Source organism: Asanoa siamensis, from assembly GCF_016862555.1.
GTDB lineage: Bacteria > Actinomycetota > Actinomycetes > Mycobacteriales > Micromonosporaceae > Asanoa > Asanoa siamensis.
Window position 1 is genome coordinate 147,102 of record NZ_BONE01000006.1, and the last position, 26,475, is coordinate 173,576.

Genomic DNA, 26,475 nt, shown 5'->3' on the forward strand with positions numbered 1-26,475 from the left:
GAGTTCCGGAAATCGGGCACAGCCTCAGCGCTTGCCGGTTTATCGCTCCCGGTAGGTGGCCTCGTCGAAGTCGGCGTGAATGCCGTCCGCGCCGAGGTCCTGCACCCAGAGGCCGAGGAACGCGCCCGTGAACCCCCACGCGGCGGGCTCCCCGTCGACGATCAGCGCGGCGTGCTCGTCGGAGAGGATCGTGGCGTCCAGCGCGATCGGCAGCTCCCGCCAGCCCGAGCCCAGGTCGTAGCCGAAGCGGACCACCGGGCCGTCGAACTCCGCGCGCAGCCCGACCCGGGTCGCGCCGCCGGTGTCGACGGTCAGCCCCGGGTGGGCCGTGCGCCGGCCGCGGTCGCTGCTCAGCAGCTCGAGCACGACGCGGCCGTCGTCGGACCGGGTCACGTAGAGGAAGTGCCAGTTGAGGGTGTTGTAGTAGGCCGTGACGCCGGCGAGCTGGCGGTGGTCGGCCGGGTCGAACTCGACCACGGTGGACAGCTCGCAGCCCGGCGCCCCGACCCGGTGTGCGACCAGGCTCGGCGCTTGCCGGCCGACCGGCGACTGCCCGCCGCGGACGCGCAGGTGCGACGGGCGGGTGGTCAGGTCGATCCACTCCGGACCGGCCGGTCGGCGCAGCGTCGCCCATCGCGACCCCAGCACCGGCTCGTCGAAGTGGTCGGTCGCCGGCTCGTCCGGCCAGGGGTGGTCGGGCAGGCCGGGCGCCGCGACCTCGTCGGCCGGGACGCCACCGGCGATCCGCGGCCAGCCGCCGTCGGGCCAGTCGACGCGCTGGATGGCGGTCTCCCGGCCGAGCACGCAGTTGCCCAGCGGGGTGGCGGGCCGGGCCGCCAGGTGGGCCAGGTACCAGCCGCCGTCCGGCGTGCGGACCAGGCTGCCGTGCCCGGCCTTCTGCAGGCGCAGGTCGGGCCGGCCGGCCGAGGTGAGCAGGGGACCGGCCGGGTCCGCCTCGTACGGCCCGAACAGCTCCCGTGCCCGCGCGACGGTGACCTGGTGCTCCCAGCTCGTCCCGCCCTCCGCGGTCACGAGCCAGTACCAGCCCTCGTGGCGGTAGAGGTGCGGGCCCTCGGTGAGCCCGGCGGCCGTGCCGGTGAAGATGATCCGTGGCGCGCCGACGAGCTCCCGTGCCGCCAGGTCGTACCGCTGGATCTCGATGCCGCCGAAGCGGTCGCGGCCGGGCCGCCAGTCGGTGCTCAGGTTGAGCAGCCAGGTGCTGCCGTCCTCGTCGTGGAACAGCGACGCGTCGAAGCCCCGGCCGTGCAGCGGTGTCGGGTCGTCCCACGGCCCGTCGACGCTCGGCGCGCTGGTGTGGAAGTTCCGCGGGTCCCAGTAGCCGCTGGCGAAGCTGGCCACGTCGCTGTAGATCAGGTGGAACCGACCGTCGTGATAGGTCAGGTCGGGTGCCCAGACGCCGTTGGAGTCGCCGGCGCCGCGCAGGTCGAGCAGCCGCCGGTCGGTGATGACGCCGCCGCGTGGCCGCCAGTGCACGAGGTCCCGGGAGTGGTGCAACCGGACGCCTGGATACCACTCGAACGTCGAGGTGGCCACGTAGTAGTCGTCGCCGACGCGCAGGATCGACGGGTCCGGATGGAAGCCGGGCAGGACCGGGTTCTGGATCGACCGGGCGGCGGTGGCGGTGGCTGCGGTCTCGATCGACATGGGCAGCTCCCCTTCGGGTCCGCGCTTCCGGCCATTTCCGGAAGCCGCTCGGCCTCGGGATCGGCGAGCGTTCCGAACAAGGTACCGATTCACATCGAGATTCGACAGTTCCTTGACCGGCCGTTGCGCACGTCGTAACGTCGCTGCATACCGGAAATCGACCTGAAAGTTTCGGCGGGTGTGCTGGACTGATCGACGGGCCTAGGCTCCACCCATGACGAAAGGGCGAACCGTGGCCTCGCAGGAGTCGGCCTCCGAGGACAAGAGGACAGTGACCATCGCGGCGATCGCACGCCTGGCGGGAGTGTCGGTGCCGACCGTGTCGCGGGTCCTCAACGGCCGCGCCGACGTCTCGCCGCACACCCGCAAACGGGTGGAGGACCTGCTCAGCCAGCACGGCTACCGGCGCCGCCCGCCGAGCATGCGGGCCAACTCCGGCCTGGTCGACCTGGTCTTCAACGACCTCGACAGCCCGTGGGCCGTCGAGATCATCCGTGGCGTCGAGGACGTCGCACACTCCTCCGGCGTCGGCACCGTCGTGTCGGCCATCCACCGCCGCACCTCGTCGGCCAAGCAGTGGCTCGACAACATCCGCACCCGGTCGACCGAGGGCGTCATCTTCGTGACGTCCACGTTGGAGCCGCCGCTGCAGAGCGAGCTGCGCCGGCTCAACATCCCGGTCGTGATCGTCGACCCGGCCGGCGTGCCACCGCAGGAGGCCCCGACGATCGGCGCGACCAACTGGGTCGGCAGCCTGCACGCCACCGAATACCTGATCGGTCTCGGCCACCGGCGGATCGGCTTCATCGGTGGCCCGCCACACCTGATGTGCAGCCGGGCCCGGCTCGACGGCTACCGGGCGGCGCTCGAGTCGGCCGGCATCGCGCTCGACGACGCGCTGGTGCGGCCGGGCAACTTCTACCACGAGGCGGGCTTCGCCGGGGGCACCGAGCTGCTCGCGCTCGACGCGCCGCCGACGGCGATCTTCGCCTCCAGCGACCAGATGGCGCTCGGCGTCTACGAGGCGGTGCGGCAGCGCCAGTTGCGGGTGCCCGACGACGTCAGCGTGGTGGGCTTCGACGACCTGCCCGAGGTGCGCTGGTGCTCGCCGCCGCTGACCACGGTGCGGCAGCCGCTGGCAGAGATGGGGCTGCTGGCCGCGCGTACCGTCCTGCGGTTGGCCCGTGGCGAGCAGATCGAGAGCCCGCGGGTCGAGCTCGCGACGGAGCTGATCGTCCGCGACAGCGCGGTGCCTCCGTCGAAACAATAGGCTCGGGGGATGGAGATCCTCGAGCGGGTCGTGACCGACCGCGGCGAGCTGGTCCTGCGCGGCGACGCGGGTCACTACGAGCTGATCAGCAACGGCGTGTTCCTGATGGACACCCGGTCCGGAGCGTCCGAGCGCGCCCTGGTGCGCGCCGCCGCGGGCGCGGTCGAGCCGGGGGCGCGCCTGCTCATCGCCGGCCTCGGCGTGGGCTTCTCGCTCGCGGAGGCGGTGCGTGACGACCGGTGGTCGCAGATCGTGGTGGTCGAGATCGAGCCGGCCGTCGTCGCCTGGCACGCCACCCACCTGGCGGCGTTCAGCGGGTCGGCGCTGCGGGACCCGCGGGTGCGGGTGGTGACGGCCGACCTGGGGGAGTGGCTGGTGTCCACCGACGAGCTGTTCGACGCCATCTGCGTCGACGTCGACAACGGTCCCGACTGGACGGTGTTCGACACCAACGCCGCCCTGTACGGCGACGCCGGCACGGCCCTGCTCCGCGCCCGCCTGGCGCCCGGCGGCGTGCTGGCGGTCTGGAGCGCGGCGGCGTCGCAGGCGTACGAGGCCCGCCTGGCGGCGACGATCGGGCCGGTGTCCACGGTGCTCACCGAGGTCGACCGCGGCGAGCCCGACGTCGTGTTCGTGGCCCACCTGCGCGCGTGACGATCAGCCCGCGCCAACTCAACAGGGCGACGCTCGCCCGGCAGTCGCTGCTGGAGCGGTCGCGGCTGCCGGTGCCCGAGGCCGTACGGCGGCTGCTGGCATTGCAGGCGCAGGAGCCGGCGTCGCCGTATCTCGCGCTCTGGAACCGGCTCGCGGACCTCGACGCCGCCGACGTGGACCGCGCGTTCGCGACCGGCACGGTCGTGCGGTCGACGCTGCTGCGGGTCACGCTGCACGCGGTGCACGGCGACGACTGGGCGGTGCTGCACGCGGCGATGACACCGCTGCTGCGGGCGTCGCGGCTGGCCGACTACCGCTGGCTGGAGAGCGACCTGACCAACGCGGAGGCGCTCTCGGCGCTGGCGGACGTCGCGGCGTTCACGGCGGACGGGCCGCGCTCGGGCGACGAGATCAAGGCGATGCTCGCGGGCCGGGTCGGCGACCCGGCCCAGATGTGGTGGGCGCTGCGCACGTTCGCGCCGCTGCGCCACGTGCCGACGGGCGGCCCGTGGTCGTTCCGCCACCCGGCGTCGTTCGAGGCGGCGTCCGGCGGGGCCTCGCACGAGCCCTCGGTCGCCACGCTGGTGCACCGCTACCTGTCCGCGTACGGCCCGGCCTCCACATCGGACATCATGCGCTTCACGATGCTCAACAGCGCCCGCGTGAAGGCGGCGGTGGCGGCCCTGGACCTGACGCGCGTCGACGGCCTGCTGGACGTGCCGGACGCACCACCGCTACCGCCGGACGACACGCCGGCCCCACCCCGCCTGCTGCCGATGTGGGACAACGTCCTGCTGGCGTACGCGGACCGCACGCGCCTGATCCCCGCGGCCTACCGCCCACTGGTCGTCCGCCGCAACGGCGACGTGCTCCCGACGCTGCTGGTCGACGGCTACGTGGCAGGCGTCTGGCGCCCGACCGACGACGGCATCGAGGCCAGCGCCTTCCACCGGCTGGACGACGGGACGTGGGCCGCGCTCGCCGCCGAGGCGGCGGCCCTCACGGCCTTCCTGGCGGACCGCGACCCGGCCGTCTACAGCCGCTTCCGCCACTGGTGGACCAAGGGCATCCCGGCGGCCGAGGTCCGCGTCCTACCGGCGGGCTGACTGCCCGCTCAACGCCGCGAGCAGCGCCTCCGGGGCGACGGTGGGCGGGCGGTCGCTGACCTGGCCGTCGCCGAGCTCGATGACGCGCCACGCACCGTCCGCGCGCAGGGCCAGGCATCGTGCCCGACCCGCGAGGCGTGACGCAGCCCTATAACGGCCGGCAGACGCGTTCGACCAGGTCCTGCCAGCCGCGGGCCAGGGACTGCTCGGCGGCGCCCACGTCGGCGGCCGAGACCCAGAGCAGGAGCGGGCCGTCCAGGGCCGCCGTCAGCTGGACCGACAGCATGTCGAGGTCGACCGGGCCCATGGGGATCAGGCCCAGCAGCATCCGGATGTGCGACCGGGACATCGGCGACTCGGCCCCGGCCGGGATCGGCTGCCGGGCGTCGAGGGCCGCCCGGGCCAGCTCGTGGTGCTCGACGAGGAAGCGCACCCGAGCCCGGCCGTACGCGACCAGCCGGTCCAGCGGTGGTGCGCCCGGGCCCAGCGGTGGCGGGCCCGCGAGCACCCGCTGCTGGAACTCGTGCTCGCCGTCGTCGAGCAGTGCCTGGAAGATGCCGGCGCGCGTGCCGAAGCGGCGGAAGACGGTGCCCTTGCCGAGGCCCGACCGCTCCGCGAGCGAGTCCATGGTCAGCCGCTCGGGGTCCTCGGCCAGCATCTCGCGCGCGGTCGTGAGCAGATGCCGCCGGTTTCGCGCGGCATCGGCGCGTTCGACCGGTCGGGCTCGACGCCGCCGTCAACGAGAGCGGGTCCTACGACTCCGCCCGCCGCCGGATGGCCGCGCTCGACTTCCGGACCCAGGCGCAGGAGATGAAGATCGTCTCCGGCCAGACCGACTACGCGCTGGGCAGCGTGCACGCCGTCACCCAGGACGGCGCGCTCGTCATCGCGTCGGCGTCCGGCAGCCAGATGGCCAGCTACGCATGGGGCGCGGCCAACGTCGTCTTCGTCGTCGGCGCGCACAAGATCGTGCCGGACCTGGCCGTCGCGCACGAGCGGATCCGCCGGCACAGCCTGCCGCTCGAGGACGTCCGGGCCCGGGCCGCGTACGGCATCCACAGCAGCGTCGGCAAGGTCCTGGAGATCCACCAGGAGCAGCCCAGTCGGATCCACGTCATCCTGATCCGCCAGGTCGTCGGTTTCTGACCTTGTCCTACGCCGTCACCGGTGACTCGACCTCGAACGTCAACTGGCCGTCGCGCTCGTCCACCCGTACCTTCTGGCCCGGCGAGACGCGGCCGTCCAGCAGCATCTCCGACAGGCGGTTGTCGACCTCGCGCTGGATCGTCCGGCGCATCGGGCGCGCCCCGTACGCCGGCTCGTAGCCCCGATCGACCAGCCACCGGATCGCCGCCGGCGTGAACTCCGTCGCGATGTCCTGTGCGTGCAGCCGCCGCCGCGTCTGCTCCAGCATCAGGTCGGTGATCCGCACGAGCTGCTCGGGCTCCAGTCGCCGGAAGATGACGACCTCGTCGATCCGGTTGATGAACTCCGGCCGCAGCTCCTCGCGCAGCCGGCGGGTGATCCGGTCCCGCAGGTCGCGGTCGGCGTCGCCGCTGCCCGCGGTCGCGAAACCGACCGACGGCTGCTCCGCGGTGATCAGCTCGGAGCCCAGGTTGCTCGTCATGATCAGCACGGTGTTCTTGAAGCTGACGGTACGGCCCTGGCTGTCGGTCAGGCGCCCGTCGTCGAGCACCTGCAGCAGCAGGTTGAACACGTCCGGATGCGCCTTCTCGATCTCGTCCAACAGGATCACCGAGTACGGCGCGCGGCGCACCGCCTCCGTGAGCTGGCCGGCCTCCTCGTACCCGACGTAGCCGGGAGGGGCCCCGACCAGCCGGCTGACCGTGTGCCGCTCCTGGAACTCGCTCATGTCCAGCCGGATCATCCGGTCCTGGTTGCCGAACAGCGTCTCCGCCAGCGCCCGGGCCAGCTCGGTCTTGCCGACGCCGGTCGGGCCGAGGAACAGGAAGCTGCCGATCGGCCGGTTCGGGTCGCCGAGCCCGGTGCGGGACCGCCGGATCGCCTGCGCGACCACGCGTACCGCCTCGTCCTGGCCCACGAGCCGTTCGTGCAGGCGCTGCTCCAGATTGGTCAGTCGCTCCTTCTCCTCTTCGGACAGTTGCCGGGCCGGGATGCCGGTCGCCCGCGAGACGACCTCGGCGATGTCCTCGGCGGTCACCTCCTGCACGTCACCGTGCCCGTCTGCGTTGCGGTCGTCCAACTGCTTGCGCAGCTCGGAGGCCTGGTCGCGGAGCTCGCTTGCCCGCTCGTACAGCTCCGCCGCGACGGCCTGGTCCTTGTCCCGGCAGATCTGGTCGATCCGCTGCTCGATCTCGCGCTCGTCCTTGGCGACGGACCGGCTGCGCAGCTGCACCCGGGCGCCCGCCTGGTCGATCAGGTCGATCGCCTTGTCGGGCAGGAAGCGGTCGGTCAGGTAGCGGTCCGACAGCTCCGCCGCACCGATCAGCGACTCGTCGGTGTAGCGCACGCCGTGGTGCGCCTCGTAGCGGTCGCGCAGTCCACGCAGGATCTCGACGGTGTCCTCGACGCTCGGCTCCGGCACCAGGATCGGCTGGAACCGCCGTTCCAGCGCGGCGTCCTTCTCGATGTACCGACGATATTCGTCCAATGTGGTCGCACCCACCGCGTGCAGCTCGCCGCGGGACAGCGCCGGCTTGAGGATGTTGGCCGCGTCGGTCGCGCCCTCGCCGGCTCCGGCGCCCACCACGGTGTGGATCTCGTCGATGAACACGACCAGGTCGTCGGCGTGCGTACGCGCCTCGTCCAGCAGGTTCTTGAGCCGTTCCTCGAAGTCGCCCCGGTAACGGGTGCCGGCGACCAGGCCCGTCACGTCGATCTGCACGAGCCGCTTACCGGCCAGCGTGCGCGGCACCTCACCGTCGACGATCCGCTGCGCCAGCCCTTCGACGATGGCCGTCTTGCCGACGCCGGCCTCGCCGATCAGCACCGGGTTGTTCTTGGTGCGCCGGGCCAGGATCTCCACGCACTGCTCGATCTCATTCGCCCGGCCGACCACGGGGTCGATCCGGCCCTCGCGGGCCATCGCGGTCAGGTCACGCCCGTACTGGTCGAGGGTCGGTGTGCCCGTCTCCGGTTGCGGCGGCGCTGTCCGCGGTGCGGTGGCGCCGCCGGGCCGGGCCGCCGCCTGCAGCGACTCGGGGTTGATGCCGTGCATGGCCAGCAGCCGCCCGGCCTCGGTCTCCTGGTTGAGGGTCAGGGCGAGCAGGATGTGCTCGGGACCGAGGTACGAGGAGCCCAGCCGCCGGGAGATCTGGTGTGCTTGCAACAGCGCGCGCTTGGCGGCCGGGGTCAGCGCCGGCGGGCCCTGCACCGCCCCGCCGCGCCGGTCGCGTTGCTCGATCTCGCCGGCCAGCGTGGCGGGATCGGCGCCGGCCCGGGACAGCAACTCGTTGAGCGGCGGCCGCTGGGTCATCGCCCAGAGCAGGTGCTCGGTGTCGAGATCGGTACTGCCGAGCTCGGTCGCCTCACTGGCGGCGGCCTGGAGCAGGTCACGGGCGTCCTGGCTCATCACCTTGCCCAGGTCGAGCCGCGCCCGAGGCTGGCCGGGGGAAAGAAACTGGGCCATGAACTCGTCGAACGGGTCGCCGCCGAATGGCCCATTTCCCCAGTAACCGGTTGACATATCCCCACTCCTCCGGACGAAACGGCACTTCGCGGCGCCTACCCGTTCACCGGGCGGGCAAACCGTCGCGCGCGTCACCCGGGACCGGCGGTACGGCTGAGCCGAAAGCGCGTTCTCTTTGGTGGTGTAGGCCCGGGCGCAGCGGGCAACCCGGTTCATGGCCCCGAAAGAGATGGAAGGCGACAACCGGCGCCGTCGCCAACTGGCCCGCGAGGCCCGCCGCGCCGACCGCTCACCCAGCGCGGAGGGTGTGACGCTGGGTTCCTCGAAGCAACAGGAGCACCAGGAGCAGAAACGCCGGTCGGGGCCGCCCGCCGCGGGCCACAACAAGCCGCCGGTGGGCGGGGAGCAGATCTCCGCACCGGGTACGCCGTCGCCGACGTGGCCCCGGCGCACGCCTGCTGATCGCTCGACGGATGCGGGGGCTGGTCCCCGGTTGCGCTACCGGGAGATGGTCACGGAGATCGCGACGCTGACGGGTTCGGAGTTCGCCGAGGCACGGACGCTGACCCAGGCGGTGGTGGGCGTGACGGCCCGCTCCCTGGACGACCCGGACGGCAAGCGCCTCCTGGCGAGCCTGCCCGCGGACCTGGAGGTGCCACGGGCGATGGCGGGGCCGCCGGAGCGAGACCTGACCATGTTCCTGCGCGAGGTGGGGCGCCTGGTGGAGCAACGCCCGGAGCAGATAAGGGTGAAGGTGCAGGCGGTCTTCGCGGTCCTCGGCGACGCGGGCCTGGACCTGCCGCTGCCGCCGCCGCTGGCGTCGCTCGCGGACCCGCTGCCACCGGAGGAGCGGACGACCCCGGGCCGGCCCTTGCCCTTGAGCGACGCGGACGTGGTGGCGGCGCTGCGGGATCTGCCGGAGTGGTCGGGTGACGCGCACGCGATCAGCCGGACGATCGAGTTGCCGCCGGACAACCTCGACCGGGTGCTGCCCCGGATCGAACGGCTGAGGGCGGAAACGGGCCGCTCACCCCACATCGCCCGCCCGTCAGCGGGCACGGCGACACTGACGGCCTGGACGTCGTCGACGGGCACGGTAACGGAGTCCGATGTAGACCTGGCCCACCGCGTCGACACGGCCATCGACGAAGCCGCCGGCGGCATGGCGGGCTAGCCCGCGACCTCGCCGGCTATTCGAGACGACGGAGCGGCGACGACGGCAGCCGTCCCCAGCGCCAGGCAGGTGATGGAATCCGACACTTGCCGGGCTTACTGTCAATATGACAGTAAGCCTACGATGCATTCATGCCTGACGATCGCTGGGTTCCGCCGACCGTTCTCCTCGCGGTGGATCTCGTCATCCTCACGCTGCGCCAATCCCGGCTGCAGGTACTGCTGATCCAACGCGGCATCGAGCCCTACCGGGGTGCCTTGGCCTTGCCCGGCGGTTTTCTCAGCCATGACAAGGAGGACCTCTCGGCCGCCGCCCATCGAGAGTTGTCCGAAGAGGCCGGCTTGGGGCCGGACGAGTTGCACCTCGAACAACTCGGCTTTTACGGCGCACCGGAGCGCGACCCCAGGGGGCGGGTCGTCTCCGCGGCCTACCTGGCCGTCGCCCCACGTCTACCGGAACCGGTTCCCGGCACAGACGCGTCCCGGGCTTGTTGGATGCCGGTGACGCAGGCGTTGGCCGGTGAGTCGAATCTTGCCTTCGACCATGCCGAGATCTTGACCGATGGCATCCACCGGGCACGGGAAAAATTGGAGCGGTCGGCGCTCGCGACGGCCTTCTGCGGGCCCACGTTCACGATCTCTGAGCTTCAGGACGTCTACGAAGCGGTGTGGGGGGTGACGCTCGACGCACGGAATTTCTATCGGAAAGTGCAGAGTGTGGATGGCTTCATCGTCGCCGCCGGTCCTACTCGTAAGAACGTCGGCGGGCGGCCCGCTCGGCTGTTTCGACCAGGCCCCCGCACGATCCTGCATCCTCCGATGTCCCGACCTCAGGGGCCGACCAGCCAGGAGGCAACGTGAGCCCGAGCAGTCGTCTCGTCGTGTTTCTTACGGCGCTGAACCTCGAGTACGAAGCGGTCCGCAGCCAACTGTCCGACCTGCGAGTGCGGCGACACCCGGCCGGCACGCGTTTCGAGCTTGGCAGGATCGACCAAACTGACTGCCGGGTCGCGCTCGGACTGGTTGGCAAAGGCAACCATCCTGCGGCTGTGCTGGCGGAACGGGCGATCGCCGAGTTCTCGCCGGTCGCCGTGCTGTTCGTCGGTGTGGCTGGTGGTCTCTGGCCCGACATCCAGCTCGGTGATGTCGTCGTCGCCAGCAAGATCTACGCCTATCACGGCGGCACCAGCGAGGACGACGGTTTGAAGGCCCGTCCGAAAGCCTGGGAGATACCGCACGAGGCCGACCAGATAGCCCACCACGTCGCCCGGTCCACCACGTGGCATGGTGCTCTTCGGACAGGCTTGGCGCCTGCTGTCCACTTCGGGCCGATCGCCGCAGGAGAGATTGTGCAGGACTCGGCGATCTCCGAGCAGGCCCGTTGGATACGCAAGCACTATAACGACGCGGTAGCGATCGAGATGGAAGCAGCAGGTGTGGCCCAAGCGGGACACCTCAACCGTGCCCTGCCCGTCGTGGTGATACGTGGCATCAGCGACCACGCGGACGGCAGCAAGCTAGCCAGCGACGGACAGCGCTGGCAGCCGAAGGCCGCACGGAACGCCGCAACATTCGCGATCGCATTGGCGCGAGAACTGACCAACGACGGTCCGGCCGGCCAACCGGGCGTTCCGGACGGTGACAGAAGCCCAGCGATGCCCGTGGGCACCCGGAATCTTGCTACGGGGAACGCGTCGGTCGGCGTACAGGCGGGCCAGATCTACGGCAACGTCACGATCGGCGCCGACGCCGAGCAACCGGTGGACCTGATGGCGAGCATCGCCGACCTGCGGACCCGTCTTCGGCTGGCCCATCGCGACGGTCGGCTGGACGAAGCGACCTATGCTGCTGCTGAGTCGGAACTGGATGCCGCAACACGGTGCGTCTCCGCGAACGCCCCTAGGACGGGTGGCCTCCTGGTCGCACTGAAGCGGTTGCGGGGCCTGACGTCCGACGTAGCCGACTTGGCGGGGCGGGTCGCGTCGACTATGGCGGTCGTTCGGCGAATGTCATGACGATTCCGGGTGCGACCAACCTCGCCCAAGGGGATGCCCACGTCGACGTGCAAGCAGGAGTGGTCCACGGTGATATCAACTTCTACCGGCTTCCGCCGAACGCAAGTCCACAGGAGCAGTTCGGCTTCGCGCTGAGATACCTCGACGCACGGGTTCGCGATGAGGCGCGCACGCTCATCGAAGAGGCGATCGCAGGCGGTTATGTGACCACCCAGGTCCACTTCTATCGACTCATCGCTCTCTTGAGTGGGCGCACGCTGCGTCAACTCGCCCCGGAGGAACTCGATCGGCTCGCTGCCATCTGCGCGGGTCTGCCCTACCTTGACAGCCGTGACGAATGGGCCGCGGGGCTGAAGGTGGTTCTTCGCCTCCTCGGATCGGTCCGTAACGCCGACGCGGAACTGGTGGTCAAGGAGATCGACGCCCTGAACCAACGCCAACGCGACGGGATCTACGGGCATCTGGAGGCGCTGCTCGAAGGTGCGATGCAGGACGAGATGTGGCGAAGGTCCGTCGCACTCGCGATGTCGCAGCGCACGGAAGGGGACCGCTTTGGCCGAGTTTGGAAATTCTTCCACCCCGCACCAGCCAAGCCTCGAACCCTTCCGGTGCAGCCCGCCACCGTGCCTCTGTGGGAGTGGCTGCGCGTTGGCGTCGGCGCCGCCGTCTTCAGCCTCGCATCGGTGCAGTTGATCGTGTTGGCCGCAGTCGGCGGCTCGCTTGATCCGTTCCTCGGCGGATTCCTCGGTCTGGTCGGGCTGGCCGCCTTCTGTGTAGGCGGCGCGGACCGGTACTACCGCGGCACGCGCCTTCGCGCGAAGGAACGCCAGATTCGCCTTCCCCAGCAGCGGCGACGAGAAGCACCATCGGGAGGTTTCGCCCGGAAGGTGGACCGGCTGTTCGACCGATACTTCGGCCAATACGTCCCTCAAGGAACCGACAGGGTCTACTGGCTCGCGCAGACGGCGGGGATCCGGCGACGTCTCCGCGATGAGGTCGTCGACCTCTACCGGGAGCAACGGGTCGAGGCTGCACGGGTCGCATGGCTCGTCCGGCACATGGTGAGCGATGTCCGTGCGAAGTGGGAACAGGACACCTTGACGGCGTACCGCCGGAAATTGCGCCCTCCGGCCAGGACCAAGGCCCTGCACATCGGCGGTCTGGCTTTCGTCGCCGCGGGGAGCCTTTGGGCGGTTCCCGCCATTGTGATCGACGCACCGTTGTCCGGCGCCGGATGGTTCATGCTCGCGGTGGCGTCCGCGGTCGCGGCGGTGCGCTCGTCGTTCCGGATCATCGCGGAACGACGCAGAGTCGTCGACGACGAAGCTGAACGAGCCGAGATGGAGACAGCCCGCTGGGCGGCATACCGCCGCTGGTGCCACAAGTTGTCCGACAAGCCCACGGACACCGAGATGGCCGGCTGGCTCGAAGGCGACCGCAAGGTTCTGGTCGACCAGGCCATGCGGCAGTACAGGGTCCGCCCCAGCCATGTGATCGCACACGCGTTCATCGAGGCGCCTGGGCCTTCCTGCAAGAAGGCGCGCTACCCGCGGGGTCCTTGGCGGTACTCCACGTATCGCCTCCTCTTGTTCCTCTTGACCGACGACGGCGTCCGGCAGTCCAACATCGACCTCAATTTCGAGATGGGCGCGGCGCGCACCACGCAGCGGCTCAACTACCGTTTCGACGCCGTCGCCGCGGTCCGCATCGACGGCATCTCGACCCAACAGCAGACGTTCGAGTTGACGCTGGTCAACGGAGATCCCATCTCCATCCGGGTGAGCGACCCTGACGATGAATCACTCCAACGCGACGAGGATCCAACGAAGATCGCTGAGTTGTCGCTCGACGCCGCTGGGCTCAGTCACACGCTGCACGTTCTCGAAGGTGTCGCCGCCGAGGGCAAGGAATGGGTGAAGCACCGACGCCATCGTGCCGACGAAAAGCTCACCCACCTTGCGGACTCCATACATCGGCTTTCTGGCTGATCGCCAGGGTCTTACTGCCTGCCCTGCACTCCGCGCCGCCGAAACGTCCAGAGCGTCAGGACGAGGACGAGGAGAATGGTGGCGGATACGCCCGCGGTCACGAGGCTGCGCCGGTCTCGCTCGGGTGACGGCTGCGCGACCTCCGCGGCTCGGACCGGGGTCTTGCGCGCCGCGGGTGTCGGGGTCGGGGTCGGGGCGGCCTCGCCGGGCGCGACCAGGCGGCCGACCGCGGCGCCGGACGGCTGGGCGAACCCCCAGTCCAGCAGGGCCGCGCCCTGTTGCCAGCCGCGCAGCGGGCGGGACTCCGCGCCCAGCAGCGTCACCACGAGGCGGCGCCCGCCACGATCGGCCGCGCCGACGTACGTGTGCCGGGCCAGTGACGTGAAGCCCGTCTTGCCGCCGATCGCGCCGTCGTACGCGAAGATGAGCTGGTTCTCGTTCTGGATCTGGAAACCCCGCGGATCCGGTGGCTTGGCCCGCGGCTGGCGCGGCACCTGCACCCGTTCGACGAGCGTGTAGCGGCGGAAGGCGGGCAGGGCGAAGCAGGCCCGGGCGATCAGGGCCAGGTCGTACGCGCTGGTGAACTGGCCCTTTCCGTCGAGGCCCGACGGCGTCACGGCCGTGGTCTGGTAGGCGCCCAGGCGGCGCGCCTCCGCGTTCATCGCGCGCACGCCGCCGGCCGCGCCCTCGGCCCCGCCGCCGAGCCGCGCGAGGACGTTGGCCGCGTCGTTGCCCGACTGCAGCAGGAGGCCGAGCCAGAGCAGCTCGACCGAGTAGACACCGTCGAGCAGGAGCCCGACCGCCGAGCTGCCGCGCTCGAAGTTCAGGTCCTCCCTGGTCACCCGGACCTGGGTCGCCGGGTCCAGCCGCGGGATGAGCGTGGCGGAGAGCAGCAGCTTCTGGACGCTGGCGGGGGTGCCGTACTCGTGGGCTCCGCAGGCGCCGAGCACCTCGCCGGTATCCAGGTCGGCGACCAGCCACGACGACGCGGTGATGGCCGGTGGCCGCTTGGCGCCGGCCGGGAGCACCAGGCCGGGCGTCGCCAAAGCGGCGCCGCCGACGGTCTTGAGCTCGGGGACGTCGGGCGGTGGCGCGGGCTTCGGCGGGCGGCTGGGTTGCGGCGTGACGCGCACGGTCGGGCACGGCACGGCCGCCGCGGCGGCGGCGGAGACGGGCCACACCGCGGCGACCACGGTGACGGAGGCCGCGGTCAGCGCGTGCACCCAACGCCGACCACCCATCGACAAGAGGCTACTCGATGCCGCCTCCTTTCGTCGGGCAGCCGACAGCGGCCCGGGGTTGGCTACCGCGCGGTACTGCCGGAGGCTGGCGCGGTGGACGCCACCCTCCCGGCGCGCCGCAACCTCGACCGGGTCACCGCGCGGGTCAGCGGCGGGCTGCGGCTGACCAGCGCCGTCTGGTGCGGTCTCGGCTCCGTCCTCGCGTTCGGGCCGCCGGCGCGACGGGACGCCGTCGGCGTCGCGGTGACGCTGTTCCTGCTCTGGTCCGCCGGCTACTGCGTCGTCGCGTGGCGCGGTGCGCTCGGGCGGGCCTGGCTCCTCGGCGACGCCGCCGTCGTGGCGGCTCTCTGCCTCGCCCAGCCGTGGCTCGTGGCGGCGGACCGCCTGCCGGAAGGGGTGGGCTGGGTGACCCCGGTGACCACCGTGACGATCGTCGCCCTGCAGCTCTGCGCCCCCGCCGCCGTCGCCGTCCCGGTCGCCGCGGCGCTCGCCGTGGCGCACCTGGCCGGTGCGGCACAGCTCGTCGGCTGGGCGCCGCTGCCGGGGCTGGCGTTCACGCTGGTACTCCAGATCGTCCTGACCGCGTTGATGACGACGCTCCTGCGGCGGGCGGCGTCGAGCGCCGACAAGGCGATGGCCCGGGCGTCCCACGGCACCGCGAAAGCGGAGGCGGCCCGGCGGCTGCTCCGCGACGGACGCGAGTTCCACCGGACGATCCACGACACCGCGCTCGCCACCTTGACCATGGTCGGCAGCGGGTCGGTCGGCGGCGACACCACGGTGCTGCGGGGCCAGTGCGTCAAGGACCTGGCCGAGGTACGCAAGCTGGGCGGCGCCGGGATGGTCGGCCGGGCACCGGTCGACGTCGTCGCGGCCCTGCGCGGCGCCGCCGACGACCTGGCCGCCTCCCGGTTCGCCGTCGAGCTGAGCGCGCCGGGCACCCTGGTCGTGCCGGGCGACGTCGCCGACGCGCTGGTCCGCTCCACCCGCCAGGCGCTGGTCAACGCGCGGCAGCACGCCCGCACCGACCGGGCCGTCGTCACCGTGGCGGCCGGTGACGCCGTCTCGGTGCGCATCGTCGACCGCGGCGCGGGCTTCGACACCCGGCACAGCCCCGGCGACCGGTTGGGCGTCCGGTACTCCATCCACGACCGGATGTCCGACGCCGGCGGTCGGGCGACGATCCGCAGCGTCGCCGGCGCCGGCACCGAGGTGGAGCTGCGATGGCCCGCCTGACCGGTCGGTTCGCCCGCCGCGTCGTGGAACGCCACCGCCAGGCGCTCGAGGTCGGCGTCTTCGTCCTCGCGGCCGGCTGGCACCTCGGCAACGACCTGCCGATGCTGCTGGCCAACCGGCACCTCTACACGTCGTTCACCACGGCCGCGGTCGCGTGGGTGGCGCTGACGGCCGTCATCTGCCACGTCGGCCGCCGCCTGTTGGTCTCCCCGGAGCCGCCGCGCGGGGCGCTGCCGCTGGCCGCGCTCGTGCTGGCCCTGGGCACCGCGGTCGTCCTCGTCTGCCCGCCCGGCCAGCTCGTCTCGATGGCCAACTGGGCGTTCGGGACGGTCGGCTGGACGACGCTGCTGGTGCTGGTACGCGAGCCGCGGCACACGGTCGCGGTCATCGCGCTCGGCCCGGTCGCCACGCTCGGCGCGCTGCTCTGGCACCAGGCGTACGACCAGCTACCGGCCTTCGTCATCGCCGGCTACGGGATCTGCGCGCTGCAGGTCGCCGTCGCCGTCGGGGCACACCTCGTCCGGGTCAACGCGGAGATCGCCGTCGAGCAGGCCCGGATCGCCGTCGAGCGCGAGATCGAGAAGCTGTACGCCGAGGACGCGCTCACGGACCGCGTCCGGCGCTACCTGGCCGTGCGACCGACCACCGAGGCGCTGCTCGTCGGGCTGGCCGACGGGACGCTCTCGCCGGACCACCCCGAGGTGCGGGCGAGGTGCGCGCTGGAGGCCGCGACGCTGCGCCGGCTCTGCCTCGAGGGCAACGAGGTGCTCCACCCTCTGCTGCGCGACCTGCACGACTGCGCCGACCGCGCGCGCGACCGCGGCGTCCGCGTCGACCTGCACACCGCCGGCGAGGTCGGCGACGTCCCCGACGACGTGCGGGCCGGGCTCGTCGAGATCACCCGGCTGTGCTGCACGCGGGCCCGGGCCGGCGTGCGGCTGACCGTGCTCGCGACGGCGACGGATCTCGTCCTCGGCGGTGTCGCGGACGGCCCGCTGCCCGGGGACGGTTCCCCGCTTCCACCGGACGTGACGACGCGCTACGGCGACACGGCGGACGGCTACTGGTGGGAGGCGCGATGGCACAACCGATCCGCGTACTCGTGACAGCCCAGGCCCCGTGATCCCGAAAGGATGGACAATGGCCGTTCCCGGGACGCGCGGTTAGGGTGGCGCTATGCGCCGCGCCGGAGTGGTTCGCGTGGGTCGCGGGTCGCGATGAGCGTGCCCGACGAGGTCGCGGGCGTGCCGCCGCCCCGCCGGCGACGGCGGGGCTGGCTGATCGCCGCGGGTGTCGTCGTGCTCCTGGTCGTCACCGCGGTCGTCGCGTTCCGGGCCGGACGCGGTGGCGGGGAAAACCCCACCGCGCAGCCCAGCCCCTCGCCGACCGCCGAACCTCCGCTGACCACCGCCGAGGTCTACCAGGTGCTCGCACCCTCCGTCGTCAGCATCGAGGGCGCCGGCAACGGCACCGGTGTCGTGGCCAACGCCGACGGCCTGATCGTCACCGCCTTCCACGTCGTGGACGGCGCCCGGCGGATCACCGTCACCTTCCCGGACGGCACGGAGATCCCCGCCACCCTCGCCGGCGAGGACAAGGAGAACGACATCGCGCTGCTGATGCCGCAGCGGCCCCCGACCATCCTCGTGCCCGCCGTGCTCGGCAGCGCCGCCCGGCTGAGCATCGGTGACGACGTCGTCGCCATCGGCAACCAGCTCGGGCTCGTGCACAGCACCACCGCCGGCGTGGTGTCCGGCCTGGAGAGGCAGGCCAACGGCACCGACGGCACCCGGCTGCGCGGCCTCATCCAGTTCGACGCCGCCGTCAACCCCGGCAGCTCCGGCGGGCCGCTCGTCAACACCCGCGGCGAGCTCGTCGGCATCGTCGTGGCCCTGCTCAACCCCACCCCGGCCGGCACCTTCGTCGGTGTCGGCTTCGCGGTGCCGATCGGCGCCGCGCTCGGCGGTGGGGCCGACGGCCCCGGCCCGCCAGGTCCCTTGCAATAGGAGCGTCGCCCATGGACACCGAGCCCATCCTGTACGAGGTCAAGAAGACCATCGTCGGCCAGGACGCGCTCCTCGAACGGCTGCTGGTGGCCCTGCTCGCCCGCGGGCACATCCTCGTCGAGGGCGTCCCCGGTCTCGCCAAGACCCTGGCCGTCAAGGCGCTCGCCGGCGCGATCGGTGGCCAGTTCCACCGCGTGCAGTTCACGCCCGACCTCGTACCCGCGGACATCGTCGGCACCCGCGTCTACCACCAGCACAGCGGCGAGTTCCAGGTCTCGCTCGGCCCGGTGTTCACCAACCTCCTGCTCGCCGACGAGATCAACCGCGCCCCGGCCAAGGTGCAGAGCGCGCTGCTCGAGGTCATGCAGGAGCAGCAGGTCACGATCGGCCGCGAGACCCATCAGGTGCCGAAGCCCTTCCTGGTCATGGCGACGCAGAACCCGATCGAGTCCGAGGGCACCTATCCGCTGCCCGAGGCCCAGGTCGACCGGTTCATGATGAAGGTGCTGGTCGGCTACCCGAGCCCGACCGAGGAGTTCGTGATCGTCGAGCGCGCGATCGTCACCGCGGCCGCCGGGCAGGCCGTGGCCGATCCGGAGCGGCTGGTCGCGATGCAGGAACAGGTCGACCGGGTGTACGTGGACCCGGCGCTGATCGAGTACGCCGTGCGCCTGGCCAACACCACGCGCGACCCCGCCGCGGCCGGCCTGGGCGAGCTGGCCCGCTACGTCAGCTTCGGTGCCAGCCCCCGCGCCTCGATCAACCTGATCCTGGCCGGCCGGGCTCTGGCGTTCATCCGGGGCCGCGACTACGTGGTGCCGGCCGACGTCACCGACCTCGTCCTCGACGTCTTCCGGCACCGGCTGGTGCTCTCGTACGAGGCCCTCTCCGACGACGTCACCGCCGACCACATCCTGACGAAGGTCATGGCGAGCGTGCCCGTTCCCGACGCGCCGCTGCAGCGGGCCGCGCGCCCATGACCACCACCCCGGACCGCCTGCTGCGCCGCCTGGAGTGGCGGGTCCTGCGCCGCCTCGACGGCCGGCTGCAGGGCAACTACCGCACGGCGTTCCGCGGCACCGGGATCGACTTCGACAGCCTCCGCGAATACCTGCCGGACGACGACGTGCGACACATCGACTGGAACGTCACCGCCCGGCTCGACCAGCCGCACGTCCGGCAGTATGCCGAGGACCGCGAGCTGACCGCCTGGCTCGTGCTCGACCAGTCGGCGTCGATGCGGTTCGGCGAGACGCCGCAGGGCAAGGACTCGATGCTCACGGACCTCGCGGTCTGCCTGGCCCGGCTGTTCACCCGGGGCGGCAACCGGGTCGGCGCCGTCCTCTACGACAACCGCCGCCACCGGGTCGTGCCGCCGCGGACGGGCCGCGACCACGTGCTGCGCCTCACCGATCTGGTCACCGCGCCGACCCCGGACCGCGGCGGCGGCAGCACCGACCTCGCCGCCATGCTCCGCGTCGCCGACCGCGCGGCGCGCAGGCGCGGCCTGCTCTTCGTGGTCTCCGACTTCATCGGCGCGGGCGACTGGGCGGGCGGGCTGACCCGGCTCGCGATCCGCCACGAGGTCGTCGCGATCCGGGTCGTCCACCCGGTCGAGCTCGAGCTGCCCGACCTCGGGCTGGTGCTGGTCGAGGACGCGGAGACGGGCGAGCAGGTGCTGGCCGACACCGGTGACCCGCTGTTCCGGGAGCGGCTGCGCGCGGAGGTCGAGGCGCGCGAGGCCCAGGTCGACGCGGCGATGGCCCGGACGGGCGTGGCCGCGCACCGGGTACGCACCGACGAGGACCTCGTCGAGGTGCTGGTCGAGATGGTCCGCCGGACGGGACGCGTGCGGCGATGAGCGTCCAGCATCCCGTGATGCTCGCGGTCGCCGTGCTGGTGGGCGTGGCCTGCGCGCTCGGGCTGCGCCGCCTGCAGCGGGACCGCGCCCGCGCCTACCGGGCCGCCGGCGTGGCCCGGGGCGGCGGGGTGCGCCACTACCTGCCGCCGATCCTGTTCCTCGCCGCGCTCGTCTTCCTGCTGCTGAGCGTCGCGCGTCCACAGGCGACACTGGGCGTGCCGCGTACGTCCGGCACCGTGGTCCTCGCCTTCGACGTCTCCAACAGCATGGGTGCCGACGACATCGCGCCCAACCGCCTGGCCGCCGCCCAGTCCGCGGCCATCGCGTTCGTCGAGGCGCAACCGGACACCGTGGACATCGGCGTGGTCGCGTTCAGCCAGGGCGCGCTGAGCACCCACACCCCGGCCAACGTGCACACCGACGCGATCGAGGCGATCGAACGCCTGCGGGTCACCGGGGGTACGTCGTTGGGCCAGGCGATCCTCGGCTCCCTCACCGCCATCGTCGGCCGGCCGGTCGCCCTTCCTGAGCCGCCCGCCCCACCGCCGGACCTCGGCTACCACGCCGACGCGACGATCGTGCTGCTCACCGACGGCGAGAACACCGGCGGCCCCGACGTGCTGCAGGCCGCGGAGCTCGCCTCGAACGCGGGCGTGCACATTCAGACGGTGGGCGTGGGCACTGTGGAGGGTAGTACGGTCGACATCGACGGATTTCAGGTGTCGACCGCCTTGGACGAAGACCTGCTGACCCAGATCGCCGCGGCGACCGGCGGTGCCTACCACCGGGCCCAGGACGCCGGGGCGCTGCACGCCGCCTATCGCGACCTCGACCTGCGTACCACCATCGAACCGCAACCGATCGAGCTGACCGGCCCCGTCGTCGCCCTGGCGCTGCTGCTGCTCGCGGCCGGCGCGCTGCTCACGATCCACTGGTTCGGACGGATCCTGTAGATGTCACTGACCTGGCCCTGGGCCCTCACCGCGCTGCTGGTCTTCCCGGCCCTGCTGGGCTACCGCTGGTGGTCCCGCCGCCGCCGGCGCCGCGAGACCGTCCGCCTGCCCAGTGTCGCCCTGGTGCGCGCCGCCCTGCCGGCCCGGTCCACGTGGCGACGCCGGATCCCGCTCTGGCTCTTCGCCGCCGGGCTGGTCGTGCTCGCCACGGGCGCCGCCCGCCCGCAGGCTTCCGTGCCGGTGCCGGCCAACTCGACCACCATCATGCTGGCCATCGACTCGTCCGGCTCGATGTGCTCGACCGACGTGCCGCCCAACCGGCTCACCGCCGCGCAGGGCGCCGCCCGGGAGTTCGTCGACGGCCAGCCCGACGGCGCCAACATCGGGCTCGTCACGTTCTCCGGCAACGCGGGCCTGCTCGTCGAGCCGACCGAGGACAAGAAGGCCCTGGTCGCCGCGATCGACACGCTGCGCACCGCCCGCGGCACCGCGATCGGGCTCGCTATCCTCACGTCGGTCGACGCGATCGCGGAGGTCAACGCGGACGTGCCGCCGACCGGCATCGACCTGCCGGCCGGCGGCCCGGTGGAGGTGCAGCCCGACACGATCGTCGTGCTCACGGACGGCCGCAACACCCAGGGCGTCGACCCGACCACCGCGGCGGCCCAGGCGGCCGCGCGCGGGTTGCGGGTCTACACGATCGGCTTCGGCACCACGCAGCCGTCCGCGATGGTCTGCGACCCCAACCAGGTCGGCGGCGACGCGGCGATGTTCGGCGACGGGTCGCGCTTCTCCGGCGGCGGCTTCGGCGGCGGGCGGCGCTACCAGAACATCGACGAGCCGACGCTGCGCGAGGTCGCCGAGCTGACCGGCGGCGAATACTACGAGGCGCAGGACGCCGCCGAGCTGACCCGGGTGCTCCGCGACCTGCCCAACAACATCGTGCTGCAGAAGCAGGACATGGAGATCACCGCCTGGTTCGCGCTCGCCGGCGCCCTGCTGGTGCTCGCCGCCGTCGCCCTGGCCCAGTGGTGGGGCCGCGTACCCGTCAGAAGCTCGACTTCGGGATCGCCTTCCCGCCCGTGACCTTCGCGGGCCCCTGCGGGTTGGGCCGCACGTCGATGTCGAAGATCTCCGTCGGCAGGTAGACGGTGGCGCACGAGTTCGGGATGTCGACGACGCCCGAGAACCGGCCCTCGATCGGTGCGGCGCCCAGGATCATGTAGGCCTGCTCCCGGCTCCACCCGAACTTCTCGAGGTAGTCGATCGCGTGCAGGCAGGCGCGCTGGAACGAGAGCTGCGCGTCGAGGTAGCGCTGCTCGCCGTCGAGCGTGACCGAGACACCGGAGAACGCCAGCCAGTTGCAGTACTGCGGGTTGTTGTTGCCCGGCAGGAAGATGGCGTTCTCGCCGACGCCGTACGTCTTCATGCCGCCCTTGATGACGTCGACGTGCAGGTCGATGAACCCGCCCATCTCGATCGCGCCGCAGAAGGTGATCTCGCCGTCGCCCTGCGAGAAGTGCAGGTCGCCCAGCGACAGGTTGGCGCCCGACACGAACACCGGGTAGAAGATCCGGGAGCCCTTGGTCAGGTTCTTGATGTCCTGGTTGCCGCCGTTCTCGCGCGGCGGCGCGGTGCGCGCGGCCTCGGCCGCGGCGTCGTCGAAGGCCGAACCCGACAGCGTGCCGAGGATGGCGTCCTGCGGCAGAGGCGGCAACGACAACGGGGGTACGCGGTTCGGGTCGGTCTCCCGCAGCGCGGTCTCCCGCTGGTTCCACCGGCGCAGCAACTCGATCGACGGCGCGGTGCCCATCAGGCCCGGGTGCACCATGCCCGTGAACGAGACGCCGGGCACGTGCCGGGAGGTCGCGACCTGACCGCTGAAGTCCCAGATCGCCTTGTACGCGTCGGGAAACCAGTCGGTGAGGAACCCGCCGCCGTTCTGCTTGGCGAAGATGCCGGTGTAGCCCCAGCCTTGGCCGGCGAGCGGCCCGGAGTCCTCCTGCGGGATCGGCCCGACGTCGAGGATGTCGAGCATCAGCAGGTCGCCGGGTTCGGCGCCCTGCACGGCGAACGGCCCGCTCAGCGCGTGCACGGTCGACAGTGGAGCGTCGCGCACGTCGTCGGCCGAGTCGTCGTTGTGGATGGCGCCGTCGAACCACTCACGACAGTGCACCCGGAAGGTGGCGCCGGGCTTGACCGTGGCTACCGGCGGCACCGCCGGATGCCACCGGTTGTGGCCGACCTTGTCCTGGTCCTTGAACTTCTTCGTCGAGTCCAGGCCGAAGATGACCTCGGGCATGAGTCGTTTCCCTTCCCCCGCGTCGCGCCCCCGTGGCGCGCCGTCCTCGTCACCACCGGGGCAGGCCGCGCGGCACCACCGTCGGCGGACGTCCTGGCGCGCCGGTCACCACGCGCGGCGTCTCGGCGCTGCGGCCGGCGGCCTCGATCGCGGCATCCACGGCGCGCGCGGTGCGGCGCAACTCAGGCGCCGACCAGACCCGCGCGGCGTCACCGGCGCACTGGACACAAGGGAGGGTCGCGGTGGCCGCGCCGAGCGGCACCCGTACCTCGAAGTCGCCGTCCTGTGGACAGCGGTAGGCATACGTCGCCATGGCGTCCCCCTCCGCACCCGGACGGGTCCAGCATCGACCGCGACCGCCGCCGACCGGTGGGAGGCGCGCGGCCCATCCACCCGATCGGGTGACCGGCCGGCTGGTCCCGTCAGCCGCGGTCCGCCGGCTCCGCGTCGGGGCCGGCGCCCGCGATCCCGTCCGGGAGGGGGTAGGGACGCTCGTCCGGGAGTTGGGCGGCGGCGGCCTGCTCGTCGCCGGCCCGCAGCAGGTCGTGGATCCGGTGGACGGTGGGTGTGATGTCGGTGATCGCGACGATCCACTCGTCGACGTACCGGTCGGCGGCCTCGCCGGAGAGGCCGACCTGCAGGGAACGGTAGGGCAGCGGTCGGAGGTGCAGCGTCCGCTCCGGGTCCCACTGCACGCGGACCGGGCTGGCCTTCAACTGCCGCGACCAGGCCTTCCGGTCGTCGTGCACCGCGCGGTCGTAGTGGCTCAGGCAAGCGCGCGCCAATGCCCACTCGAACCCTTCGCGGGTGACGTCGACGGCCAGCACGTGTTCCTGGCCGGGCTTGGTGGCCCAGCCGCAGCGGTACATCATCCACAGGAACGACGGCTTGATCCACGTCATCCGCTCCCGCTTGAACGGCGCCACGAACCGACCCGCGGCCACCGCCGGCATCGCGATCTCCGGTCGGTAGGCCTGGTAGACGGTGACGGTGTCTGCCGTGTAGTGGGCGCGGACCTGGCGGGCGGGAACGGACACCCCCGGATCCTCGCCGATCCGAGGGTGCCTGCTCCACCGAGATTCGCGGCTGCTCAGGCGGGGATCAGTTCGGTCAGTCGGTTGAGCGGGTAGGCGTCGGATCCCGCGGGCAGGCCCTCGGGCGTCTCGATGCCGACGAACGTGACCGGACCGTCCGGCGCCTGACCGTCCCACACGGTCACCTCGGCGCGGGTGCGCCACAGGTCGACCAGGTACGCCATGGTGAGGTAGCGGCGCTCCAGCAGTGCGCGTACCTGGCTCGCGGTGTTGAAGGCGTGCTCCTCCACCCGGTTGAACGAGGGCGTCCCGCGCAGGTAGAGGTGCAGCCAGACGGCCTGCCAGCCGTGCTCGCCCCGCGCGAACACCACCGGCAGGGCGATCCGGCCGTGGCCGCGCATCCGGGACCGCGCCCGCACCGTCCGTGGCTCGAACGGGGCGCCGCGCTGGTCGGCCGCGCGCGCGTCTCGTACCCGAACATCGACTCGGCGACCTCGTCGAATGACTCGCGAGGCGGTGGATCTCGACCTTCCTCCCGACGACCAGATCGAGAACCTGGTTCGGGTGGGTGCGGCATGCAGGCCTCGACCACCATGGGAGCGCCAGCCATAGGAACATCCGACTGTCGCGTGGAGCCGAACGGATCACTCGCGGAGTCCGGTTGACGTACCCCAGACGTGGTGGCACGTAGGGTCGACCAGCCCGCTATGCACCTTTCATCACCTCTCGCGGCAACATAGCGCGATCCCGCGGCTCGGAATTGTCGTACCTCATCGATACCCTCGATGGCGTAGCTATGGTGGCGTGCGCCGCGATGCCGCGCCATGGCCAGGGGAGGTACGCCGCATTGGCGCACACGCCGAGCCGCGCGAACGGTCCGGAAAAAAACGAAGCTCCCACGTTCGACGTGCAGGTCACCGACTCTAGGCGGGCCATGGCCTATCTCGTCGCGCCCGGCTCCGACGATTACATCCGGATCATGGCGATCCTGGAGTCGTCGGTGACCGACCTGACGCCCGACGAAATCGCCACTCTGCTTACCCAGACCGGCCCGGCGTTGTCGGACGGCGTGGTGCAGCAGCGGCTTGACAAGCTCAAAGACTGGACCGCGGCGACGGGACGCGCCGATCCGTCTCGGATCCGGCGGCACTCTGACATTCTGGCGCGGAACTGGCGCTGGACGGCGACCCCGGCGGGCCGGCAAGTGCACCGGTTCTACACTTCGGTACTCGCGGGCACGCCGACGATGCGGGAGATCCCCCTGCCGAGCCTCGCCCGCATTGTCGACTCGGTTGAGCAACTCGCACCCGCGCTACATCTGCCGCGCAACGACAAGCAGGTCGCCGAGCTGATCGGCCGGCTGTTCACCAGCCATGACGATCTCGACGCCGCACTGGTCGGAGCCGAGGACAGCCTGGCCGCCCTAGGTTCTGTTTTGCCGATCATGGTGGTTGGGTCGTTGTACGGGCGTGGCACGTGGCGATCTGAGCAATGAGGAATGGGCGGTGTTGGCGCCGTTGTTGCCGACCCAGCCTGAACGCGGCGGGCCGTGGCGTGATCATCGGCAGGTGGTGAACGCGATCTGTTGGGTGAAGCGGACCGGGTCGCCGTGGCGTGATTTACCGGAGCGGTACGGCCCGTGGCAGACGGCGTATCAACGGTTCCGTCGGTGGGCCAACGACGGCACGTGGGTGCGGTTGAAGGCGCACGTGGTGGCGTTGGCGGAGCTGGACGCTGATATCGACTGGGATGCGCAGGTCGACGCCACGATCGTGCGGGCGCATCAGCACGCCGCCGGGGCTGTTAAAAGGGGCTCGAGAAGGCCGATGCGCAGGCACGCCAAGGGATCGGCCGGTCCCGCGGCGGGTTGACCACGAAGATCCACACCCTGGCCGATGGGCGTGGCCGGTCGTTGGCCTCGCTGATCACCCCAGGCCAGGCGGCCGACACCCAGCAGTTGGCGGCGTTACTTGATCGGGTTCGGGTGCCGCGACTGGCCGGGGTGGGTCGTCCACGTCAACGCCCCACCTCGGTCACTGGTGACAAGGCGTACTCCTCCAGGGCGAACCGGGCGACCTTGCGGGGTATGGGCATCACCGCGGTGATTCCTGAACCCCGCGACCAGATCGCCAACCGCAAACGACGCGGTCGCCGTGGTGGACGCCCACCCGCGTTCGACCCGACCGCGTATCGACGTCGCAACCAGGTCGAGCGCGGGTTCAATCGCCGCAAGCATTGGCGTGGCCTGGCCACACGCTATGACAAGCTCGCGGCCCACTATCAGGCCACTCTCGACCTCGTCGAAGCCCTTGACTGGCTACGCGCCATCCCAGACGGCCATGATCGGCAAAACAGAACCTA

Annotated in this window: 24 protein-coding genes and 2 pseudogenes; 17 read left to right on the forward strand and 9 right to left on the reverse strand. The window is 71.6% G+C overall.

What is annotated here, in order from left to right:
• Positions 1–39 precede the first annotated feature (39 nt).
• On the reverse strand, positions 40–1,665 hold the full coding sequence (locus tag Asi02nite_RS06060) for a glycoside hydrolase family 43 protein (RefSeq protein ID WP_203711141.1): 1,626 nt from the start codon (positions 1,663–1,665) through the stop codon (positions 40–42).
• 214 nt (positions 1,666–1,879) lie between these two features.
• On the opposite strand from Asi02nite_RS06060, the gene Asi02nite_RS06065 reads away from it, so the two are divergent.
• From Asi02nite_RS06065 to Asi02nite_RS06075, 3 genes are read left to right on the forward strand one after another with little or no spacing between them, the layout of a single operon-like run.
• Positions 1,880–2,935, forward strand: coding sequence for a LacI family DNA-binding transcriptional regulator (locus tag Asi02nite_RS06065; RefSeq protein ID WP_203711142.1), 1,056 nt, complete (start codon positions 1,880–1,882; stop codon positions 2,933–2,935).
• A gap of 9 nt (positions 2,936–2,944) precedes the next feature.
• Positions 2,945–3,589 carry a spermine/spermidine synthase domain-containing protein gene (locus Asi02nite_RS06070; protein WP_203711143.1) on the forward strand — a complete coding sequence of 215 codons (645 nt, stop codon included), beginning with the start codon at positions 2,945–2,947 and terminating at the stop codon, positions 3,587–3,589.
• Positions 3,586–4,695, forward strand: a complete 1,110-nt coding sequence (locus tag Asi02nite_RS06075) for a winged helix DNA-binding domain-containing protein (protein ID WP_203711144.1) — start codon at positions 3,586–3,588, stop codon at positions 4,693–4,695. The genes Asi02nite_RS06070 and Asi02nite_RS06075 overlap by 4 nt, the downstream gene beginning before the upstream one ends.
• On the opposite strand, the gene Asi02nite_RS42255 is transcribed toward Asi02nite_RS06075, so the two are convergent.
• Positions 4,681–4,809, reverse strand: coding sequence for an ATP-grasp domain-containing protein (locus Asi02nite_RS42255; RefSeq protein WP_203711178.1), 129 nt, complete (start codon positions 4,807–4,809; stop codon positions 4,681–4,683). The genes Asi02nite_RS06075 and Asi02nite_RS42255 overlap by 15 nt on opposite strands.
• Before the next feature lie 34 nt (positions 4,810–4,843).
• Positions 4,844–5,374: a TetR/AcrR family transcriptional regulator gene (locus tag Asi02nite_RS06085; protein WP_275410277.1), complete on the reverse strand. Its 531-nt coding sequence runs from the start codon at positions 5,372–5,374 to the stop codon at positions 4,844–4,846.
• A 95-nt stretch (positions 5,375–5,469) separates the two neighbouring features.
• Between Asi02nite_RS06085 and Asi02nite_RS06090 the strand changes: the two genes are divergently transcribed.
• The gene (locus tag Asi02nite_RS06090; protein WP_203711146.1) at positions 5,470–5,841 is read left to right on the forward strand and encodes an LUD domain-containing protein; all 372 of its coding nucleotides are present in this window, start codon (positions 5,470–5,472) and stop codon (positions 5,839–5,841) included.
• A gap of 7 nt (positions 5,842–5,848) precedes the next feature.
• On the opposite strand, the gene Asi02nite_RS06095 is transcribed toward Asi02nite_RS06090, so the two are convergent.
• Positions 5,849–8,362, reverse strand: a complete 2,514-nt coding sequence (locus Asi02nite_RS06095; protein WP_203711147.1) for an ATP-dependent Clp protease ATP-binding subunit — start codon at positions 8,360–8,362, stop codon at positions 5,849–5,851.
• A gap of 172 nt (positions 8,363–8,534) precedes the next feature.
• On the opposite strand from Asi02nite_RS06095, the gene Asi02nite_RS06100 reads away from it, so the two are divergent.
• The 4 genes from Asi02nite_RS06100 (at position 8,535) to Asi02nite_RS06115 (ending at position 13,481) form a co-directional block, all read left to right on the forward strand.
• Positions 8,535–9,479 (forward strand): 4a-hydroxytetrahydrobiopterin dehydratase, encoded by a 945-nt coding sequence (locus tag Asi02nite_RS06100; protein WP_203711148.1) that lies wholly within the window; start codon positions 8,535–8,537, stop codon positions 9,477–9,479.
• A 131-nt stretch (positions 9,480–9,610) separates the two neighbouring features.
• The gene (locus Asi02nite_RS06105; RefSeq protein WP_203711149.1) at positions 9,611–10,339 is read left to right on the forward strand and encodes an NUDIX hydrolase; all 729 of its coding nucleotides are present in this window, start codon (positions 9,611–9,613) and stop codon (positions 10,337–10,339) included.
• Positions 10,336–11,493: a 5'-methylthioadenosine/S-adenosylhomocysteine nucleosidase family protein gene (locus Asi02nite_RS06110; RefSeq protein ID WP_203711150.1), complete on the forward strand. Its 1,158-nt coding sequence runs from the start codon at positions 10,336–10,338 to the stop codon at positions 11,491–11,493. Before Asi02nite_RS06105 ends, Asi02nite_RS06110 begins: the two co-directional genes overlap by 4 nt.
• Positions 11,490–13,481, forward strand: coding sequence for a hypothetical protein (locus Asi02nite_RS06115; protein ID WP_203711151.1), 1,992 nt, complete (start codon positions 11,490–11,492; stop codon positions 13,479–13,481). The genes Asi02nite_RS06110 and Asi02nite_RS06115 overlap by 4 nt, the downstream gene beginning before the upstream one ends.
• An 11-nt stretch (positions 13,482–13,492) precedes the next feature.
• Here Asi02nite_RS06115 and Asi02nite_RS06120 read toward each other — a convergent pair whose 3' ends face one another.
• A complete protein-coding gene (locus Asi02nite_RS06120; RefSeq protein WP_203711152.1) occupies positions 13,493–14,722 on the reverse strand; it encodes a D-alanyl-D-alanine carboxypeptidase family protein in 1,230 nt (409 codons plus the stop codon).
• Positions 14,723–14,815: 93 nt separating this feature from the next.
• Here Asi02nite_RS06120 and Asi02nite_RS06125 point away from each other — a divergent pair, with 93 nt between their 5' ends.
• The 7 genes from Asi02nite_RS06125 (at position 14,816) to Asi02nite_RS06155 (ending at position 21,864) form a co-directional block, all read left to right on the forward strand.
• Positions 14,816–15,958: a sensor histidine kinase gene (locus tag Asi02nite_RS06125; protein WP_203711153.1), complete on the forward strand. Its 1,143-nt coding sequence runs from the start codon at positions 14,816–14,818 to the stop codon at positions 15,956–15,958.
• Complete coding sequence (locus Asi02nite_RS06130) at positions 15,946–17,064, forward strand: hypothetical protein (protein WP_203711154.1); 1,119 nt, start codon at positions 15,946–15,948, stop codon at positions 17,062–17,064. The genes Asi02nite_RS06125 and Asi02nite_RS06130 overlap by 13 nt, the downstream gene beginning before the upstream one ends.
• A gap of 111 nt (positions 17,065–17,175) precedes the next feature.
• A complete protein-coding gene (locus Asi02nite_RS06135; protein WP_203711155.1) occupies positions 17,176–17,964 on the forward strand; it encodes a S1C family serine protease in 789 nt (262 codons plus the stop codon).
• Between the two features lie 11 nt (positions 17,965–17,975).
• On the forward strand, positions 17,976–18,944 hold the full coding sequence (locus Asi02nite_RS06140) for an AAA family ATPase (protein WP_203711156.1): 969 nt from the start codon (positions 17,976–17,978) through the stop codon (positions 18,942–18,944).
• Positions 18,941–19,825 carry a DUF58 domain-containing protein gene (locus Asi02nite_RS06145; RefSeq protein ID WP_203711157.1) on the forward strand — a complete coding sequence of 295 codons (885 nt, stop codon included), beginning with the start codon at positions 18,941–18,943 and terminating at the stop codon, positions 19,823–19,825. The genes Asi02nite_RS06140 and Asi02nite_RS06145 overlap by 4 nt, the downstream gene beginning before the upstream one ends.
• Positions 19,822–20,778 (forward strand): vWA domain-containing protein, encoded by a 957-nt coding sequence (locus Asi02nite_RS06150; protein ID WP_203711158.1) that lies wholly within the window; start codon positions 19,822–19,824, stop codon positions 20,776–20,778. Before Asi02nite_RS06145 ends, Asi02nite_RS06150 begins: the two co-directional genes overlap by 4 nt.
• Complete coding sequence (locus Asi02nite_RS06155; protein WP_203711159.1) at positions 20,779–21,864, forward strand: VWA domain-containing protein; 1,086 nt, start codon at positions 20,779–20,781, stop codon at positions 21,862–21,864.
• Here Asi02nite_RS06155 and fmdA read toward each other — a convergent pair.
• The 4 genes and pseudogenes from fmdA to Asi02nite_RS06175 all read right to left on the reverse strand — a co-directional run.
• A complete protein-coding gene (gene fmdA, locus Asi02nite_RS06160; RefSeq protein WP_203711160.1) occupies positions 21,827–23,080 on the reverse strand; it encodes a formamidase in 1,254 nt (417 codons plus the stop codon). The genes Asi02nite_RS06155 and fmdA overlap by 38 nt on opposite strands.
• Positions 23,081–23,129: 49 nt before the next feature.
• A complete protein-coding gene (locus Asi02nite_RS06165; protein ID WP_203711161.1) occupies positions 23,130–23,393 on the reverse strand; it encodes a zinc ribbon domain-containing protein in 264 nt (87 codons plus the stop codon).
• Between the two features lie 109 nt (positions 23,394–23,502).
• Complete coding sequence (locus Asi02nite_RS06170) at positions 23,503–24,117, reverse strand: DUF4291 domain-containing protein (RefSeq protein ID WP_203711162.1); 615 nt, start codon at positions 24,115–24,117, stop codon at positions 23,503–23,505.
• A gap of 53 nt (positions 24,118–24,170) precedes the next feature.
• Positions 24,171–24,622, reverse strand: a pseudogene (locus Asi02nite_RS06175) (hypothetical protein); the annotation flags it as partial.
• Positions 24,623–24,874: 252 nt separating this feature from the next.
• On the opposite strand from Asi02nite_RS06175, the gene Asi02nite_RS06180 reads away from it, so the two are divergent.
• A complete protein-coding gene (locus Asi02nite_RS06180) occupies positions 24,875–25,609 on the forward strand; it encodes a DUF2397 family protein (protein WP_203711163.1) in 735 nt (244 codons plus the stop codon).
• A pseudogene (locus Asi02nite_RS06185) lies at positions 25,584–26,475 on the forward strand (IS5 family transposase); the annotation flags it as partial. The gene Asi02nite_RS06180 and the pseudogene Asi02nite_RS06185, both read left to right, overlap by 26 nt.

Coding starts and splice junctions, on each gene's coding strand:
- Asi02nite_RS06145 (WP_203711157.1), top strand. CDS start 18,941: ATGACCACCACCCCGGACCGCCTGCTGCGCCGCCTGGAGTGGCGGGTC.
- Asi02nite_RS06155 (WP_203711159.1), top strand. CDS start 20,779: ATGTCACTGACCTGGCCCTGGGCCCTCACCGCGCTGCTGGTCTTCCCG.
- Asi02nite_RS06095 (WP_203711147.1), bottom strand. CDS start 8,362: ATGTCAACCGGTTACTGGGGAAATGGGCCATTCGGCGGCGACCCGTTC.
- Asi02nite_RS06070 (WP_203711143.1), top strand. CDS start 2,945: ATGGAGATCCTCGAGCGGGTCGTGACCGACCGCGGCGAGCTGGTCCTG.
- Asi02nite_RS06115 (WP_203711151.1), top strand. CDS start 11,490: ATGACGATTCCGGGTGCGACCAACCTCGCCCAAGGGGATGCCCACGTC.
- Asi02nite_RS06060 (WP_203711141.1), bottom strand. CDS start 1,665: ATGTCGATCGAGACCGCAGCCACCGCCACCGCCGCCCGGTCGATCCAG.
- Asi02nite_RS06140 (WP_203711156.1), top strand. CDS start 17,976: ATGGACACCGAGCCCATCCTGTACGAGGTCAAGAAGACCATCGTCGGC.
- Asi02nite_RS06165 (WP_203711161.1), bottom strand. CDS start 23,393: ATGGCGACGTATGCCTACCGCTGTCCACAGGACGGCGACTTCGAGGTA.
- Asi02nite_RS06150 (WP_203711158.1), top strand. CDS start 19,822: ATGAGCGTCCAGCATCCCGTGATGCTCGCGGTCGCCGTGCTGGTGGGC.
- Asi02nite_RS06105 (WP_203711149.1), top strand. CDS start 9,611: ATGCCTGACGATCGCTGGGTTCCGCCGACCGTTCTCCTCGCGGTGGAT.
- Asi02nite_RS06120 (WP_203711152.1), bottom strand. CDS start 14,722: ATGGGTGGTCGGCGTTGGGTGCACGCGCTGACCGCGGCCTCCGTCACC.
- fmdA (WP_203711160.1), bottom strand. CDS start 23,080: ATGCCCGAGGTCATCTTCGGCCTGGACTCGACGAAGAAGTTCAAGGAC.
- Asi02nite_RS06100 (WP_203711148.1), top strand. CDS start 8,535: ATGGAAGGCGACAACCGGCGCCGTCGCCAACTGGCCCGCGAGGCCCGC.
- Asi02nite_RS06065 (WP_203711142.1), top strand. CDS start 1,880: ATGACGAAAGGGCGAACCGTGGCCTCGCAGGAGTCGGCCTCCGAGGAC.
- Asi02nite_RS06130 (WP_203711154.1), top strand. CDS start 15,946: ATGGCCCGCCTGACCGGTCGGTTCGCCCGCCGCGTCGTGGAACGCCAC.
- Asi02nite_RS06135 (WP_203711155.1), top strand. CDS start 17,176: ATGAGCGTGCCCGACGAGGTCGCGGGCGTGCCGCCGCCCCGCCGGCGA.
- Asi02nite_RS06090 (WP_203711146.1), top strand. CDS start 5,470: ATGGCCGCGCTCGACTTCCGGACCCAGGCGCAGGAGATGAAGATCGTC.